15 protein-coding genes are annotated in these 16,160 nt (G+C 65.7%); 12 read left to right on the top strand and 3 right to left on the bottom strand.

Annotation, left to right across the window (positions count from 1 at the left end):
• Window positions 1–492 precede the first annotated feature (492 nt).
• Entirely contained in the window at window positions 493–1,587 is a 1,095-nt protein-coding gene (locus AC1Q6V_RS09675) for a replication protein RepA (RefSeq protein ID WP_011616296.1), read from the top strand.
• 202 nt (window positions 1,588–1,789) lie between these two features.
• Here AC1Q6V_RS09675 and AC1Q6V_RS09670 read toward each other — a convergent pair whose 3' ends face one another.
• Window positions 1,790–1,993 (bottom strand): cold-shock protein, encoded by a 204-nt coding sequence (locus AC1Q6V_RS09670; RefSeq protein WP_006159056.1) that lies wholly within the window; start codon window positions 1,991–1,993, stop codon window positions 1,790–1,792.
• A gap of 377 nt (window positions 1,994–2,370) precedes the next feature.
• On the opposite strand from AC1Q6V_RS09670, the gene AC1Q6V_RS09665 reads away from it, so the two are divergent.
• Window positions 2,371–3,030: an AAA family ATPase gene (locus AC1Q6V_RS09665; RefSeq protein WP_010811147.1), complete on the top strand. Its 660-nt coding sequence runs from the start codon at window positions 2,371–2,373 to the stop codon at window positions 3,028–3,030.
• Between the two features lie 2 nt (window positions 3,031–3,032).
• Window positions 3,033–4,046, top strand: a complete 1,014-nt coding sequence (locus tag AC1Q6V_RS09660) for a ParB/RepB/Spo0J family partition protein (protein ID WP_010811146.1) — start codon at window positions 3,033–3,035, stop codon at window positions 4,044–4,046.
• 51 nt (window positions 4,047–4,097) lie between these two features.
• On the opposite strand, the gene AC1Q6V_RS09655 is transcribed toward AC1Q6V_RS09660, so the two are convergent.
• The gene (locus AC1Q6V_RS09655; protein WP_454750615.1) at window positions 4,098–5,669 is read right to left on the bottom strand and encodes a phage integrase family protein; all 1,572 of its coding nucleotides are present in this window, start codon (window positions 5,667–5,669) and stop codon (window positions 4,098–4,100) included.
• A gap of 511 nt (window positions 5,670–6,180) precedes the next feature.
• Between AC1Q6V_RS09655 and AC1Q6V_RS09650 the strand changes: the two genes are divergently transcribed.
• The 3 genes from AC1Q6V_RS09650 to AC1Q6V_RS09640 all read left to right on the top strand — a co-directional run bounded on the left by AC1Q6V_RS09650 (window position 6,181) and on the right by AC1Q6V_RS09640 (window position 8,175).
• Window positions 6,181–7,041, top strand: coding sequence for a helix-turn-helix transcriptional regulator (locus tag AC1Q6V_RS09650; RefSeq protein ID WP_058697711.1), 861 nt, complete (start codon window positions 6,181–6,183; stop codon window positions 7,039–7,041).
• A gap of 237 nt (window positions 7,042–7,278) precedes the next feature.
• Entirely contained in the window at window positions 7,279–7,737 is a 459-nt protein-coding gene (locus AC1Q6V_RS09645) for a response regulator transcription factor (protein ID WP_010811143.1), read from the top strand.
• A gap of 123 nt (window positions 7,738–7,860) precedes the next feature.
• A complete protein-coding gene (locus AC1Q6V_RS09640; RefSeq protein WP_010811142.1) occupies window positions 7,861–8,175 on the top strand; it encodes a hypothetical protein in 315 nt (104 codons plus the stop codon).
• A 22-nt stretch (window positions 8,176–8,197) separates the two neighbouring features.
• On the opposite strand, the gene AC1Q6V_RS09635 is transcribed toward AC1Q6V_RS09640, so the two are convergent.
• Window positions 8,198–8,473, bottom strand: a complete 276-nt coding sequence (locus AC1Q6V_RS09635; protein WP_143010705.1) for a hypothetical protein — start codon at window positions 8,471–8,473, stop codon at window positions 8,198–8,200.
• Between the two features lie 267 nt (window positions 8,474–8,740).
• Between AC1Q6V_RS09635 and AC1Q6V_RS09630 the strand changes: the two genes are divergently transcribed.
• From AC1Q6V_RS09630 to AC1Q6V_RS09605, 6 genes are all read left to right on the top strand, one after another.
• Window positions 8,741–9,724: a DUF1839 family protein gene (locus tag AC1Q6V_RS09630; RefSeq protein ID WP_011616301.1), complete on the top strand. Its 984-nt coding sequence runs from the start codon at window positions 8,741–8,743 to the stop codon at window positions 9,722–9,724.
• A gap of 506 nt (window positions 9,725–10,230) precedes the next feature.
• Window positions 10,231–10,953 (top strand): Crp/Fnr family transcriptional regulator, encoded by a 723-nt coding sequence (locus AC1Q6V_RS09625; protein WP_010811139.1) that lies wholly within the window; start codon window positions 10,231–10,233, stop codon window positions 10,951–10,953.
• A gap of 76 nt (window positions 10,954–11,029) precedes the next feature.
• On the top strand, window positions 11,030–13,468 hold the full coding sequence (locus AC1Q6V_RS09620; protein ID WP_058697712.1) for a polysaccharide biosynthesis tyrosine autokinase: 2,439 nt from the start codon (window positions 11,030–11,032) through the stop codon (window positions 13,466–13,468).
• Between the two features lie 173 nt (window positions 13,469–13,641).
• A complete protein-coding gene (locus AC1Q6V_RS09615; RefSeq protein ID WP_010811137.1) occupies window positions 13,642–13,893 on the top strand; it encodes an acyl carrier protein in 252 nt (83 codons plus the stop codon).
• On the top strand, window positions 13,890–15,089 hold the full coding sequence (locus tag AC1Q6V_RS09610; RefSeq protein WP_010811136.1) for an acyl-CoA dehydrogenase family protein: 1,200 nt from the start codon (window positions 13,890–13,892) through the stop codon (window positions 15,087–15,089). The genes AC1Q6V_RS09615 and AC1Q6V_RS09610 overlap by 4 nt, the downstream gene beginning before the upstream one ends.
• A 10-nt stretch (window positions 15,090–15,099) precedes the next feature.
• Window positions 15,100–16,104 (top strand): amino acid--[acyl-carrier-protein] ligase, encoded by a 1,005-nt coding sequence (locus tag AC1Q6V_RS09605; protein ID WP_058697713.1) that lies wholly within the window; start codon window positions 15,100–15,102, stop codon window positions 16,102–16,104.
• The last annotated feature ends 56 nt before the right edge of the window (window positions 16,105–16,160 follow it).

The following is a 16,160-nucleotide window of genomic DNA, read 5'->3' as shown; positions in this document are numbered from 1 at the left end:
AGGCACTGGAACCCTCGCAAGCCGCGTATACCTGGCGCTCGCTCGCAGAAACGGGTACGGTTTGAGGAGTGGCCGCTGTGGAAAAGGCTGTGGAACCTGCAAGTTATCCCCGCAGAAACCAGTTCGCCCCACCCGCAGATACAGGTTCGGCTTGCCGCAGATACGGGTTCGGCCCTTCGCAGAATCGAGTACGGTTGCCCGCAGAATCGGGTTCGGCGGGGTTGGTTTTTCCCTTACGAATCAAGGCGCTGAACTTCACGTATACGGTTTACAAGTAGTTAACCCGTATCGGTATCGTTTACTGGTAGTGGATGGCTGGCGAACCGTGGACAACCCTGGCGGGTTGCCCACCGTCCGCCACCATGCGACCAGTCGTGAGATTCCCAGCCGGCAGAAAACAGGGCGAGCAACGCAAAGGCTTTGCGTACCTGTTTCTGCGTGACAACCTTTGCGGCTTCGAGTACAAAGGCGGGTAATCCGAAGCACGCCAATATGCCCATCAAACGCTCCCCGGCCACCACGGGGGATCGAAGCGTCCTCGACCTGGACGCCGAACCCTCCCGCATCATTGTTCCCGGCAACGAGAACAACCTGGTTCCGTCCGAGAAATTCCAGCGTCTGTTCGACGAAGCGCAGGCCATGGAGCGTGAAGACGCCTGGCAAAGCGGTGAAGTCGGCTTCCTGAGCCGCGCCAGCGTCCAGGTAACGCTGCCCTACCGCGCGCCCAAGGGCGCGCCGCCGGTATGGACCCGCACCAGCGGCAATATCTCGCTGATGATCCAGCCTGGCTACTTCACGCAGCAACGTTCCGAACGTGCCACCAACGGCCGCCAGAAGCTGGTGTCCGAGACCGTCTCGCTGGGTTACCCCTATGGCTCCTATCCGCGGCTGATGCTGGCCTGGATCGGCAAGGAGATCATGGCGAAGAAAAAGCGCGGCGAATTCACCGGCACGGTAGAGGACCGGCGCATTTCGCTGGGCAATTCGCTGTCCGAGTTCATGTACAACCTCGGCATTCCGATGGCCACCGGCGGCAAGCGCGGCACGATGACGCTGGTACGCCAGCAGATGATCCGCCTGTTCTCGGCGACCATCGCCATCGTGCAAAACAAGTCGACGCCGAGCCAGAACCAGAACCCCAACCACGAGCCACTGTCGATCGATCGGGTGGGCTACCTGCTGGCCGATCAACTGTCGACCTGGTGGGACCCCATGCAGCCTGGTCAGGGGTCCATGTTCGAGAGCTTCGTGGTGCTGTCCGAGCCGTTCTTCAACGAACTGGTCAACCGCCCCGTACCGGTCGACATGCGCGCGCTCAAGGCGCTGAAACAGTCGCCGTTCGCGCTGGACGTGTATTCGTGGCTGACCTACCGCTTCTTCACCATCCAGCGCCGCACGGAAATCCCGTGGGAAGCGCTGCAGATGCAGTTCGGCACCGAGACCGAAAGCGAGCGCAAGTTCCGTGCGCTGTTCCGCAAGGCCCTGAAGGATGTGCTGGTGGTGTATCCTGGTGCCAAGGTCGATGCGGATTCGTCCAAGGCGCTGATCCTGCAGCCTTCCCGGACCAGCGTGCGCAAGCTGGGCTGATTTGCCAGCTTCCCGCCCGGGGAAATCCGCGCACGCCGTTGCACGTGCTCTCGGGACGGCATCAGCAGGTCCGGGCGCGCCGGAACTGAGGCCGGACACCATGTCCGGCCCCCGAATGCAAAAAAGGCAAGCGTTGAACGCTTGCCTTTTTTGTTTGCCCGCCGCGGACGGATCCGCAACGGGCGGGGTCAGCCGAGGCTGGTCAGGCCGGCTTGATTGCCGAAGCCTGCAGGCCCTTCGGGCCTTGCTTGACTTCAAACGTCACGCGCTGCCCATCCTTCAGGGTCTTGAAGCCCGAGCCCTGGATTTCCGAGAAGTGCGCGAACAGGTCTGCACCACCGTCGTCCGGGGTAATGAAGCCAAAGCCCTTGGTCTCGTTGAACCACTTGACCGTACCGGTTGCCATAGGAATTTCCTTTTCGAAGCAAGTTCTTGTACACAACGCAAACAACCGTTCAAGCACGTTGAGTTCTCGTAGATACCGAACGGAAGCCGACGAGGTTGACACGACTTGACTCGACTGTAGCGCGCATCATAACCACTTTGGATTGCGGTGTCATGTGCGGCGTAATGCGCACTATAGATACTTTAGGCACATCCCGGGCTGTTTTTCAAGCAATTTTACGGTACGGCTCGTTTCCGGCTGCCAAATGGCGGCCTCTGCTCTCTGCGTTGGAAACATATATTTTGTAAATTTGGAAAACGGTTGAAGCATCACGTGCTTTTGGCTACAGTTGCGCCTTAAGAATCAACCGCGCTTTCAGCGCTGAAAGAGAGGTCGCAGTGCCAGCCAAAATCATCACAGTCTTTAACCAGAAAGGCGGTTGCGGCAAGACTACGGTCAGCATGCACCTTGCTGGCACGCTTGGCTTGCGCGGCGCGCGCTCGATGCTGGTCGACATGGACGAGCAAGGCACCGCCACTCGCTGGGCGGCGCAGGCCAGCGACGAGCGGCCGTTCCCGGCTTCCGTGATTGGCCTGGCGCCCTCGGGCGGCGCCATGCACCGCGAAGTCCGCAAATTCGTCCAGGATTATGACTACATCGTCGTGGATTGCCCGCCGGCAGTGCATTCGGCAGCGCCCTCGAGCGCGCTGCTGATTTCGGACCTTGCCATTATTCCGGTGGTGCCTTCGCCGCCGGATCTGTGGGCGGCGGTAGCGGCCAAGACGCTGGCGCAGCACGCCCAAGTTCAGAATGAGTCCTTGCTGATCCGTGTGATGGCCAATATGGTCCAGCGCCGCGTCTCGATCGCGCGCCAGGCCATTGAAATCCTTGGCGACGACGGCGACGTACCGCTTTTGAATTCGATGATCGGGTCGCGCTCGGCATTCCGGGAATGCCAGGCGATCGGCTGCACCGTGCACGGCGTTGCCGGCGCACGCGAGGCGGTGCAGGAGGTCGACATGATGGTCGACGAAATACTGTCTTTGATTGAGCACTAGGTATGGCTACCAAACTGAAGAGCCTCAAGGCTGGCATGCTGGCCGGCATGGCGGCCGAAAAGACCCGAAACGATACGCTGGACCGCTTCGCTCGCGCGGAAGCGGCCATTTCCCAGCATCCGAATGGATTGCTGCAGGGCAGGGGAGCCGATGGCGCGCCCGTTTTCAGCGCTGAAAGTCTTGGCGAAGCCGCCGCGGGCCGGCAGCTGATCAGGATTCCGCTGGAGCAACTGCACGACAATCCTCTCAACGCGCGGCGCCTCTACGATCCCGCCGTGGTGCAGGAGCGGGCGGCATCCATTGCCACGCACGGCCAGAAGACCCCCGGCCTGGCCGCGCCCGATCCGGCGCGCCCCGGCCATTACATTCTGATCGACGGTCATTACCGCAAGCGAGCCCTGGCGTCTGCCGGCAAGCTCGAGATGGAATGTTTTGTCGAAAACGACCTGAGCGACCTGGACTTCTACCGGCTGTCGTTCATGCTCAACGAGCAGCGCTCGGACCAGTCAGCGCTGGACAATGCGATCGCCTGGCGCCAGTTGCTGGACGAAGGCAAGGTCCAGAAGGAAGAGGAAATCTGCGAGCTGACCGGCATGTCGGCCGGCACCGTGAACAAGACACTGGCGCTGCTGCGCCTGCCCGAGTCCGTGCTGGGCGTGATGCGCGAGCGCCCGAGCGCGATCGGCATCGCCGCGGGCTATGAGCTGACGCTGTACTGCAAGCTGGCGGGCGAGGAGCGCACGCGCGAACTGGCGGCGCGCATCATCAATGACGGCCTGTCGAGCCGCGAGGTTGAAGCCATCCGCAAGCACGCGCAGGAAGGCAAGGCGCGCAAGGTCAAGGAAATCAGCCGGCAATACAAGATCCGGACCGACAGCGGCCAGTTGCTGGGCACCATCAAGGAATGGGACTCGGGACGCGTGATGCTGGACGTGCAGCTGAGCGACCGCAGTGCCCGCGAGGCGCTGGTCGAGGCCCTGAAGGCCCGCTTCGGGCTGGACAACACGCTGCTCTGAGCCGGGTAGGCAAGCCATGGCGCCGCTGCGGCAGCATTGCCGCCGCAGCGCTCAAGCCAGCAGGTCGCGCGGCGAGCGCGCGCCAAACTCCGGATCACAGGTCTTGCGGTAGCGCTCAAGCATGCTGGACAGCAGGGCATGCAGGCCACGCACCGAGTAGCCGGCCAGCGGCAATGCCGCCAGCTTGCGCTGCGCGCGCCGGGTCGGCGGCGCGGCCGGTGGACCGATCAGCGAGGCGTCTTCTGTGCCCGCACCGTCCCACTGGAGGTTGCGGTCACGCCAATGCCGGGCCAGCGCGTGCTGCGTGGCCAGGCCAAAGCCGGGCGTTCCGTCTGGCACAGTACTTTCCACACCGTCTTCCGGAACCCGCGCAGGCTGCTGCATCGGCGCCAGCGAACGCCGCGTGACCGAGGTCAGCCGGTCCAGGCTGAGCCGGTGTTCCCGCAACAGCAGGATTGCCGCATGGGCGGTCCGGTAGCGCTGGCCATCGTCGTCGCCGCCCCGGTGTTCCAGCCATGACAGGAAGGGAGCCAGGCTGGCCTCGGGAACCTGCAAGGTGTCCGGCCGCGCCGCCTCCATTGCCGCCGAGGCATCGGTGCCGTCCGGGATCCGGGCTGGCCAGAGCGCTGCGCCCGGGTAGCCGTTGGCATGCATCCAGCGGAACAGGGCGGCCAGCACCCGCATGCTATGCCGCACGCTTGCCGGACTGAGCGGGCCGGTGAACGGACGCCATCCGGCCAGGTGGCGCGGTGCCCGCGGTCCGCACCAGCGGCTGCCCGGTTCGGGCTGCGCCAGGAAGCCCAGGTAGGCCCGGCGGTCGTCCAGATCGAGCTGCGACAGGCCCTTGCGCCGCTCCAGTGCTGCCCATAGCAGCAAGCGCTCCGCCTCCTTGCGGTAGGCCGAGAACGTGCTGCCGCTGTCGCCGGCGGCATCGCGCAGCCAGGCCTGGACGACGTCGAGGCCCTGACTGTACGGGCAGCTGGCGTCGGCGGCCAACGCGGGCGACGCGGTCATCCATTCCAGCGGCAACGGCTGGCGCATCCCCGGTCCCAGCCTGCCTCGCTCGAGCAGAGTCCGGTTGCCGACGTACGCGCCCAGCAGCGGCTTGCCGTCCGGGTCCCGGAAGGCAGCACGGTTCTCGCTGAGCCAGCGGTTGACGGCCGCGCCGGCAAGCGCGCCAATGCGCGGGACGGCCCGCCACCAGGCGCTGCCGCGTCGGTTTGCAAGCTCAAAAAGAGAATTAAGGGTCACAATTTCAGCCTTGCGCAAGCGTCGCGCCAAGGCTGGTGCAAACCACAACTCCACGCCGTGCTGGGGGCGCGGCGCCGCCGTACCCAACCGTTCGAGCTCAGCCAGCGCGTCGACGCGGCGATCCATGCCGCGGTTGGAGCGGCCAGGGCCGGCCAGCAGCAGTTCGGCCAGGTCCGCCCGTCCGTGCAGGTGCGCGAGCTGGACCATCCGGTCGCGCAGGGCAAGCAGGATCCGCAGCGCAGACTCGGCCCCGGCTTCGTCGTCATCGGCTTCGTCGGCCAGGTAGCGGGGCACCACCATGGCCGCCGGCATGCCCTGCACATAGGCGCGTACCGCCGCAAATTCGCTGCGGGTGAGGCTGACCATCATCATTCCAGGAATCATCGGCAGGTATGCGCTGAATGGCTAACTTCTTGATTTATAAGGCACTTGAAGCGAGCGAGAATTCATCCGGCCCGAAATGCATAGATAAATACAATGCCGATAATTTTATGCGCGTTTTCACTGGAAAGTCATCCCCGCTGCCCTTGTGGCATCCGTATGCTGGTGTCAGGCAGTGCTCGGGGAAAACCCGCCGCAGCGCACCATCACCTTGCATTCGACCTACGCGTTTCATATGCTGCAGGTCAGGAGTTATAAATACTTAGATCAGACTTCAGTCGCATCTAAGACTCTTTCTACATAAGCGTCTTAACACGCAAAACGGGGCGATCCGGTATCTCCACGGGAAGGACGGACCTGCAGCCTGACGGGAAGGCTGCCGGGCGGTCTGGAGCGATGGCGGATCGTATGGAAGTGCAACCGCAAGATAGCGGAGCATTTCCGACAAGCAAGCGCGGATTGTCGCAGGGTCCGAACTTGCCGCAATAATAAGAGAGCGGCCATGGCCACCATCCTCTTGATCGAGCCTCACCCCCTCCTGCGCCTGGGTCTGCGCCATCTGCTGGCCCAAGCACATATTCCTGGTGACCTGATCGATATCGATCCCCTCGCCCCAGTCGATTCAGATTTGTGGCTGTACGATGCCGACCTGCTGATCTATGGCCTGCCAGCCGATCACGCCGGCGGCTGGGCCATGCTGGAGGAACTGTGCCAGCGGCTACGCCCGCAGCGCGTGCTGGTCCTCGGCGATCAGGCGGCCCTATTGCTGCCGGATGCAGGCTTGCCTGACCCGGTGCGCGGCTGCGTGGCCAAGAGCTGCAGTGCGGATGCGCTCGATGCCGCGGTGCGCCTGGTGCTGGCCGGCGGCGAGTGCTTCCCGGCGCGTGCCCAGGGCAGCCACCATGCCTGGCAATCGGAACTCGATGCCGGCCATGCCCCGGTGGCAAGCAGCGCAGGGCAGGGCGAGGCCCGGGTCGTGGCGCTGCGCGCAGGCATCGGCGAGGCCGTGCTCGAGCATGCGGTGCCCGCGCCCCAGCGCCATTTCCAGGCGCACGCGACGTACCACGAAACCCCGTCGGCCGGCGCGCACCTGCTGAACATCACCGAACGCCAGTACGAAGTGCTGGCGCTGCTGGCTCGGGGCTATCCCATCAAGACGGTCAGCCGCATGCTGAATATCTCGGTGGCCACCGCGAAGACGCATGCCTGCACGCTGTACCAGCGCCTGCACGTACGCAACAAGGGCGAAGCCGTCTACGTTGCCCTGCAGAAGGGTGCCACGCTCAACTGGGCCGGGCCCGCCACGCCCGTCAATCCGGTGACCCGGGTGCCGGCACCTGATCCCACCTGCCAGGCTGCGTGACGGGTGGCGGCGCGGCGTTCACGGGTCGCGCCTCATCCTTCTGGCGTGCGGCTCTCAGCCAAAAGCATGAGGCAATGGCGGCGGCGGCTTGCTACCTTGTGATGAAAGGCATCTGCAGACACTTTTTCCGGCGGCCGGCGCTGCCCTGATGCCCTGCAAGGCGGGCCGCCCCGCGGCCCGGATCCCGACCCGGTGGCAAGCGCATCTGCGGCCCGGGCCAGCTGCCAGACCGAGTCAATGCCGACCTATCTCATCGCCAGCAATGAAATGATGTGCCGTGTCCTGGCGCGTCGCCTGAACGCACTGGACGTGCCGCAGCCGATCACGTGGCGCACGCCGCAGTGGCTGCATGAATCGGCGCGCGCATCGACGCAGGCTTCGTCATCGGAGCCATCGCCGGACCCGGCCGATATCGCGCTGATCGATTGCAGCGCACTGGAGGGCGACCCGCGTGCGTTGCTGGACCAGCTGCAGGCACGCCTGGCGCCACGGCGCTGGCTGGTGCTGTCCGATCGCCTCGATGCCTCGCTGATGCTGCATGCCGCGCTGCTCGGTGCCAGCGGGTGTCTCGCGCTGCCGGCACCGGTTGAACTGGTCTGCGCCGCCACCGCGCTGGTGTGGGCCGGCGGCCAGTGCTTTCCGCGCATGGCGCTGTCACTGACGGGCGCCAACGGGGCCACCGCCTCCCTCCTTTGAGCGAGCAGACCTACATCCACCGTAGGAGTGCGCATCGCACCTGATTGCCTATGCTTGATTCGCCCGGAGGCAGAAGCCAGCCCAGTTTGCAGGCAGGCCGCCCTGGGGAAGTAAGGGGGTCATATGGAGGCCGGACTGGAATTCCTCGTCGTTCGCGGCTTTGCTGTGCGCGAAGGCAGAGGCAAGTGGGCGTGCTGCTTCGAGATCAGGCTGGCTGCCAGCCTTGACCATGGTTGCCACGCGGGTGCCAACGAGGGCAGCGATGAGCCGCTGCTCTATCGCGGTGAACTGCACGGGCGTCAGTTTGACTGCGAGCTGGCCGCCGCCGACGCGGCCCGCGCGGCCGGCGAGCGCGAAGCGCGGCTGCGTGTGGAAAGCCTGAGGGCGCTGATCATTGCTCAGCATCGGCATCGCGTGCCGCCACCACTCGTGGCCTGAACCAGCAGGCATCCAGCGAGAATCAGGCACAGTGGCACCCGGCGGCCTCGCCGGGTGCCACTGTGCCTTTGTCATTCTCTTCGTCGTCGCGCAGCTTGCCAAAATGAAAATCGCCCAGTTGGGGCGATTTCATGGCAAGGTATTTGCGGAACAGGACACCAGCCGGCGAGCCAAAAAAGAAGCCCGCCGACCGGGGGACCATGCGGGCTTTGAAGGCGTGCGGGCCATACTGCCCGCCCACACGTCTCCTTGACGATAACCAATCAGTTCGCAGTCCTCCATCAACCAGAAGCACCATGCGCGCATATTTGCGGCTGAGTGCCCCTGAACCGCCTGAACCCTTTGCGGGTTTGTGCGCCGTCCAACAGACTGGCCAGAACCGCGCGCGCCAAGATCGCCATCATGGCCAATGGCAGCAAGTATCTGGCTCGGGTTCAGGGGGAGACGGAAAAATGACTGGTGTCAGCGCTCGGCCTGCCGTATCGCTCGTCAGGCACGCGCGCGGGCCCGGCATGGGCCGTCCGTACCCGCTCATGAAGCGGCATGGCAGGCGCGGAGGTCACTAGTGCACGGCGACACCAGGATGCGTGGACGGGGCGGACCAGGATTGCGCGGCGGCAATCCGGTGTGGTCGCACGTCAACTGCCATATCGACCTTTGGATCGAGCTGCTGCACGGGCTGGACCTGCCGCCGGTCGCGGCACTGGCCTGCGCGGTGCGGCAGGACTTCGAGGCCGACCACTTCACGCAGTGCCGCTTTCCGGATGCCGACCTGGAGCGGCTGTACGGCCTCACCGTGCACGCCCTGACGTTCTACGACTCGCTCGAGTCGCACGTTGCGGCACAGACCTCGCGCGGCCATATCGTCGTGATGGAGCTGGACAGCAGCCAGCTGCCGCCACCCCGCGGCGCCGGCTACCTGCGCCATTGCATGCCCACCTGCATTGCCATCGATGTGTTGATCCCCGAAGCCGGCGCAGTCGGCTACTACCACTCCGACGGCTACCACACCGCGACCGGCGAGGACTACGCCGCCATCATTCGCCTGGCACCGGGCGTGCGCAGTGCCGACGCGCTGCCCTTCATGCACGCCGATGTGGTCCGCCGCAACGGACATCCGCACGCTGCCGAGACGCTGCTCGAGGCCTCGCTGGCATTGCTGCGCTTTCACCTGGGCAACCGTCCGCGCGAGAACCCCGTCACAATGTTTCGCGCGGTATTTCCCCAGCATCTCGAGCGGCTGATGGCGCGCGGGGAACCGGGCTTTCACCACTACGCGTCGGGCGTGCTGCGCCAGCTCGGCGCCAATTTCGAGCTGCTGGCGCGCTACCTGCGCTGGCTGGTGATGCACGGGCAGGAGGTGCCCGAGAAGGCGGCACAAGCCTGCTACACCATGGCCTCGGAGGCGATGGTGATGCAGTTCCGCTTGATGCGCGCGGTCATCAGCCGCAAGCCGGACCGTTGCGAAGACTGCCTGGACCAGCTCGAAGCCTCATACCTGGCCAGCGTGCCGTTGCTGGCCGCGCATTTCGGCGAGTTCAAGCCATGAGTCGGCAGATCCTGCCTGCAGCGGGCAACACTTGGCTGGTGTGCCGCCTCCGGCGTCTGGCACAGAACCGGTTCGATCCGGCGCCGGGGGCAACCCAGTGCATCCGCCTTTTGCACGATATCCCGGGTCTCATGCCGACAGCGGAGGGCATGCCATGCATCCAGCCTTGCGTGCCTGCCGTGACTGACTAGCCCGTAACAGCTTCCATCTGCCGTGCCGCCTCGCCTCGTATGGCGGCGGCGGACATCGCAGCCGCCGCGGCGCATGGCGCCGTCAGCGCCCGCTTCACTCTCGCCTTTCCGTCCAACCTCCCGATGGATGACCGTTCCCCAGCCGTTCGCCTACTGTCGGAGCGCGCTGCCATGACGCTAAATAGAGGCACTGGCTTGCAAAGAGCGCCGCACCTGGGTCGGCGGCGCAGCCAGCCGGTTCTCGGAAAGCAGTCGTGCCGAGCCAGGCCGGCAGAGCGTTGTTCCCGGACTCGGGATTGGACAGGGGGTACGAAAATGATTACGCATCGATCGGATCTGCATGTCAATCACCTGCTCAGCGCGCTGCCGCGCGGCGAGTGGGAGACGCTGGCGCAGCACTTCGAGCTGGTCCGTCTGCGCGCCGGCGAACTCCTGACTGATTCCGGCCAGCGCATCGTCCATGTCTATTTCCCGACCACCGCGGTGGTATCGCTGCTGTCGCTGCTGGAGGACGGCGCGACGGTCGAGATCGCCGCGGTCGGAAACGAAGGGCTGGTTGGCATCCCGGTGGTCACCGGCGGCGACACCATGCCCAGCCGGGTGGAAGTGCGCAGCCCCGGAATGGCCTATCGCATTCCCGCGCGCCTGCTGCGCGGCGACCTGCCGCGCCTGCCCACGCTGCAGCGCGTGACGCTGCTGTACGTGCAGGCCATGCTCACGCAGATCGCACAGACCGCAGCCTGCAACCGCCACCACTCCCTGAACAAGCAACTGTGCCGCTGGCTGCTGCTGGCCATCGACCGGCTCAGCTCCAACGAGCTGGTGATTACCCAGCAGGTCATCGCCAACATGCTCGGCGTGCGCCGCGAAGGCGTGACCGAAGCGGCCGGCAAGCTGGAAGACCTGGGCCTGATCCACCACAGCCGCGGCCATATCACCGTGCTTGACCGCTGCGGGCTGGAGAAGCATTCGTGCGAGTGCTACAAGCTGGTCAAGCGCGAGTATGACCGCCTGCTGCCCGCGCTGGCCAGCGCCTGAGCGGCACGCTTCGGCGCGTGGCCTGCGAGGCGCGGCGTGCATACGCCGCGCCTATCCCATTTGAGGAGCCGTACTCGTGAGCAGACTGTCATATGCCGGTGGACCGGCTGAGAGCGCCACCCCGCGCCGTGAGGCCCAGCCGGGCACCACGCAGGCGCGCGCGCTGATGGACCACCTCGGCTGGATCGCCGCGGCTGGCGTGGCCGGTGCGGCCGCAGGCTTGCTGGTGGCGCTGTCGGCGCCGCCGCAGTATCGCGCGCAGGCGCTGGTGCAGGTTGAGGGGCGCGATGGCGGCATGCGCAGCGTCGCCCAGATGCAGGGCCCGGCGGCCTTCGACGCGGGCCTGCTCAAGAGCCGCGCCGTGGTCGGTCCGGTGGTGGAGCGGCTGCGGCTCGATATCACCGCGCAGCCGCTGCGTGCGCCGCTGCTGGGCGCGCTGGTCCAGCGCTTTTCCACACCCGGCCAGCCGCGCGGCACCTGGCCTGCCAGCCTGGGCTATGCCTGGGGCGGCGAGCGTCTGGTAATCGCCAGCATGACCGTGCCCGAGGCGCTGGTAGACCAGCCACTCACCTTCGAGGTGCGCAGCGACGGCCGCTACCGCCTGATGCAGCAGGACACCTTGCTGCTGGAAGGGCGGGCCGGCGAGACTGCGATGGCCAACGGCATTGTGCTGCGCGTGGACAAGATCGAGGCCGGGCCCGGTACGCGCTTCCAGCTCACGCGGCACGACCTGGCCCGCACCGCCGAGTCCGTGCGCCGCGGGCTCACGGTGGAAAGCGAACGCAGTGAAACCCCGGCGAGCCTGGGCGGCGCGGCCGACCCCCTGACCGCGCCGGGCGGCACCGTGCGCGTGAGCTGGCAATACCCGGACCGCCAGCTTGCCGCCCAACTCGTCAACGGGGTCACGCGCGCCTATATCGACGGCCAGACCGACAAGCGCCGCCAGGACGCGGCCGGCACGCTCGCGTTCCTCTCGGGCGAGCTGCCGCGCGTGCAGAGCGAACTCACGCGCGCCGAAGAGGCGCTCACGCGCTACCGCGCGCGCACGGGTTCGCTGCAGCCCAGCCGCGACGCGCAGTCGTTCCTCAGCAACAGCATGGAGTACCAGCGCCAGATCGCAGCGCTCAAGCTTGAGCGCACGCGGCTGCTCCAGCGCTTCACGCCCGAGGCCAACGAGGTCCGCACCGTCGACAGCCAGATCCAGCAGATGACTCGCGAGCGCGCGGAGATCGACGCGCGTATGCAGACCCTGTCGGCCTCCGAGCGTGAATCGGTGGCGCTCACGCGTGACGTCAAGGTGGCCGAGGACATGTACATGTCCTTGCGCAGCAAGGTCGAGCAGCTGTCGCTGATGCTGTCCGACAGCTCTACCCAGATGCGCGTGGTCGATGCCGCGATCGCGCCGGTCACACCGGTCGGTCTCGGCGCGTGGCCGTTCGCCTCCGCCGGCGCCTTGCTCGGCCTGTGCCTGGGCGTGGCCGCGGTCAACCTGCGCCAGCGCATGCGCCCGTCGGTGGCCAGCGCCGCCGATGCGGAACAGCGCCTGGGCATGGCCATGCTGGGCGACATCGCCTTCAGCAACGAGCAGACCGAGCTGGAACGGCTGGTCGAAGCCAAGCGCCGCCTGGGCATCGCCTCCGGCTTTGTGCTGCCGCCCAATGTGCGCCTCGGCTGGCCGGAGTCTGTCACCAGCGTGATCGACGCCGCCACGGCCGCCGCGCCCGAGGACGAACGCGCGCGCGCCGAACGGCTGCTGCGCCAGGGCCTGCACGACCAGTTCCTGCTGGCGCGGCGCGCCCCGCATTCGCTTGCCGTGGAAGGCCTGCGCACGCTGCGGGCGGCGCTGCATTTCGCGTTGCGCGATGCACCCAACTGCGTGGTTGCGGTGACCAGCCCCGCCGCCAGCGCCGGCAAGACCTTCGCCGCGGTTAACCTCGCGGTGCTGTTCGCCGAAGCCGGCCAGCGCGTGCTGCTGGTCGACGCCGACCTGCGCCGCGGCCGCGTGGCGGACTGGTTCGACCTGCCTGCCGAGCCCGGGCTGGCAGAAGTGCTCGCTGGCCGCAGCGCGATCGCCGACGCGGTCAAGCCGAGTGTGGTCAATGGCCTGTTCCTGCTCAGCCGCGGCGCGGTGCCGGCCAATCCGTCCGAGCTGCTGATGCTGCCCGCGCTGGCGGAATCCCTGCGGCTGTGCGCGGGGCGCTTCGACCTGGTGCTGGTGGACACGCCGCCGGTGATGGCGGTGGCCGATGCCACGCTGGTGGCCAACCTGGCGGGTTCCACGCTGGTGGTGGTGCGCGCCGATGTCACGGCGACGGCGCAGGTCGATGAAACCCTCAAGCGCCTGGCGCACGCCAATGCCAGGCTGGCCGGTGGCATCCTCAACGGTGTCATGCCCCGGCGCAGCAACCGGGCGGACTTCAATACCATCAATCCTTATCTGGGGATGCCGTTGCCACGAGCGGTAGCGAAGCCTCCCGCATTGGCCGGTCAAGCCGATCGGGTAGGGAAAAACTGACGCATGCCAAAGCACGCCAGAAACCGCACCGCCATTTGTGTGGGTGTACCTGTTTCTGCGGGCGTTTGGCGGACGTTCTGAGCACGCGCATTGGTGTGAAAACGCACTGATGCGCGTGCGACGCTCAGGCTCAATAGGTCTCCAAGGCGTTGTACCTCAACCTGGAGCCCAGCATGCGAGCAGCGATACGCACCATACTTTTGGAAGTGGCCCGACTTGACGTACCAGTTGAATCGCTGGACGACCAGGCCGATTTATACGAAGCGGGACTGTCATCACTGGCAACGGTGCAAGTCATGCTCGCGATCGAAAATACCTTCGGCATCGAGATACCTGACCGCATGCTGACTCGCCAGCTGTTCCGCAGCATCAGCACACTGGCTGCGGCGACCGAGCAGATCAAACAAGAGCAGGAGGCGGCATGAGCCCGGTCCTCGCCAGCGTCGAGCAGGCCTTTCCGCGCGCAGAGACTGCTGACGCCGCACACTTGCTGGCCGGAGCGCGCCTGGCCGCGGCAGAAGCAGCCAGGCATGCAGACCAGGTCGACGCCGATGCGTGTTTTCCGCACCAGGCGTTTGCAGTCTTGCGTGAGCAGAGGTTGCTGGGCGCCATGGTGCCGCCAGCCTGTGGCGGTGATGGCGCGTCGCTGGAAACGATCGCAGCGGTCTGCCGCGTGCTGGGCGGTGCCTGTGCCTCGACGGGAATGATCTACGCCATGCACCAGATACAGGTGGCATGCCTGGTCAATCATGCGAGCACCAGCTCGTGGCACGCGCAGCTATTGCAGCGCCTGGCCAGCGAACAATTGCTGCTGGCTTCGGCCACGTCCGAAGAGGCGATTGGCGGTGCCTTGCGCAGCAGCGGCTGCGCGGTCAACGCCGATGGCGGCAACCTGTACTTGCTCAAGATGGCTCCGACCATTTCCTATGGCGCCCATGCCGACGGGATCCTCGTCACGGCACGCCGCCATCCCGATGCCTCGCCATCGGACCAGGTCATGGTAAGCGTGCTCAAGCCAGACTACGTACTGGAAAGTCTCTCCACCTGGGATACCCTGGGCATGCGCGGCACCTGCAGCAATGGATTCCGGCTGGAAGCCCGCGGGCATACCGATCAGATCCTGCCCGTGTCGTTCGGCGAGATTGCCGACGTCACCATGACCCCCGTGTCGCACATCTTGTGGTCTGCCCTGTGGACCGGTATCGCCGCGGATGCGGTTCAGCGCGCCAAGGTGCTGTTCCAGGGCCAGGCGCGCGCCCGGCCTGGCACGCTTCCGCCCTCGGCTACGCGCGTGGCCGAAGCGGTTGCCATTATCCAGATGCTGGAGGGGCGGCTGGAACTGGCGTTGGCTCACCAACGCCAGCGTCATGCAAGCCAGAGTGTGTCGGCAATTTTCAACCTGGCGGCGGAAATGAACGGGCTCAAGACCAGCGTGTCGTCGCTGGCGCTCGAAGCGGTGCAAATCGCGATGCTGGTCTGCGGCATGGCGGGCTACAAGCATGGCACGCCGTTCAGCCTGGGACGCCACCTGCGGGATCTGTGGTCCGCCCCCTTGATGATCAACAACGATCGCATATTGACCAATACCGCCAATCTGCTACTGGCCGACCGGTCCGCCTGAGGAGCCGTCCATGGACGATACCAGCAACGCTTACGTGCCAGGCGACGACGCATCCGTTGCCCCGGGTGACCATTCTGCCATGGCCAGGCCGGCGCAGGATCCTGACACGGGCCGCCGTGCTTACCGGCAGGCGCTGATTGACGCCCGCGTGCTCTTCCCCACGACGGTCGACGGCATTTATGGTCGTAGCGGACTGTTCGAGAGTATTGCCGACGGCTTGAACTACGCGATCAGCAAACTGGGCGCCGACCAGGACGCGGAGGTGATGCGATTTCCTCCTGCCATGCCGCGCAAGGACTTTGAAGCGAGTGAGTATCTCAAGAGCTTTCCCCAGCTGGCAGGGACGGTGCATTGCTTCTGTGGCGGCGATCGCGAGCATCATCGACTCCTGGCGCGCCTGGAGCACGGTGAGGAATGGGCCGATCAGCAGCAGCCCACCGATGTGGTGCTGGCGCCGGCGGCGTGCTATCCCGTCTACCCCGTGGTGGCCAGCCGCGGTCCGATGCCTCGGGAAGGGCTGGTGGTTGACGTGTTGACGTATTGCTTCCGCCATGAGCCTTCGATCGACCCTGCACGCATGCAGATGTTCCGCCAGCGCGAATATGTCCGGCTCGGCACGGCCGAGCAGATCGTGGAATTCCGTCGACGATGGATGGAGCGTGGTACGCAACTGGCCAGGCTGCTTGGCTTGCCGCATGAGGTTGACGTGGCGAACGATCCGTTCTTTGGGCGTGGCGGCAAGATCGTGGCCGACAGCCAGCGCGAGCTAAAGCTTAAGTTCGAGTTGCTGGTGCCGATCAATGATGGCGCGCCACCCACGGCTTGCATGAGTTTCAACTACCACATGGACCATTTCGCGCACGCGTGGCCGTTGCGTACTGTGGACGGCGCGCCGGCGCACACCGGCTGCGTGGGCTTTGGCATCGAGCGCCTGACGCTGGCACTGCTGCGTCATCACGGCTTCAAGCTGGCGAACTGGCCCCAGCGGGTGCGTGACGTGCTCGGAGGTATCTAGTACGTGCCAGCACGGCGCGACTGGACGACTTTACGTGCCGCATCCGTTCGGCCAAT

The sequence above is a fragment of the Cupriavidus sp. GW823-FHT07B10 genome, assembly GCF_058794355.1.
This window is presented reverse-complemented; position numbering and strand designations above follow the sequence as displayed.

Bases quoted from the DNA above. Each gene is read 5' to 3' on its own strand.
- AC1Q6V_RS09615 (WP_010811137.1), top strand. From the start codon at position 13,642: ATGCGAGCAGCGATACGCACCATACTTTTGGAAGTGGCCCGACTTGAC.
- AC1Q6V_RS09645 (WP_010811143.1), top strand. From the start codon at position 7,279: ATGCCGACCTATCTCATCGCCAGCAATGAAATGATGTGCCGTGTCCTG.
- AC1Q6V_RS09655 (WP_454750615.1), bottom strand. From the start codon at position 5,669: ATGATGATGGTCAGCCTCACCCGCAGCGAATTTGCGGCGGTACGCGCC.
- AC1Q6V_RS09660 (WP_010811146.1), top strand. From the start codon at position 3,033: ATGGCTACCAAACTGAAGAGCCTCAAGGCTGGCATGCTGGCCGGCATG.
- AC1Q6V_RS09670 (WP_006159056.1), bottom strand. From the start codon at position 1,993: ATGGCAACCGGTACGGTCAAGTGGTTCAACGAGACCAAGGGCTTTGGC.
- AC1Q6V_RS09635 (WP_143010705.1), bottom strand. From the start codon at position 8,473: ATGGTGCTTCTGGTTGATGGAGGACTGCGAACTGATTGGTTATCGTCA.
- AC1Q6V_RS09675 (WP_011616296.1), top strand. From the start codon at position 493: ATGCCCATCAAACGCTCCCCGGCCACCACGGGGGATCGAAGCGTCCTC.
- AC1Q6V_RS09605 (WP_058697713.1), top strand. From the start codon at position 15,100: ATGGACGATACCAGCAACGCTTACGTGCCAGGCGACGACGCATCCGTT.
- AC1Q6V_RS09625 (WP_010811139.1), top strand. From the start codon at position 10,231: ATGATTACGCATCGATCGGATCTGCATGTCAATCACCTGCTCAGCGCG.
- AC1Q6V_RS09640 (WP_010811142.1), top strand. From the start codon at position 7,861: ATGGAGGCCGGACTGGAATTCCTCGTCGTTCGCGGCTTTGCTGTGCGC.
- AC1Q6V_RS09650 (WP_058697711.1), top strand. From the start codon at position 6,181: ATGGCCACCATCCTCTTGATCGAGCCTCACCCCCTCCTGCGCCTGGGT.
- AC1Q6V_RS09610 (WP_010811136.1), top strand. From the start codon at position 13,890: ATGAGCCCGGTCCTCGCCAGCGTCGAGCAGGCCTTTCCGCGCGCAGAG.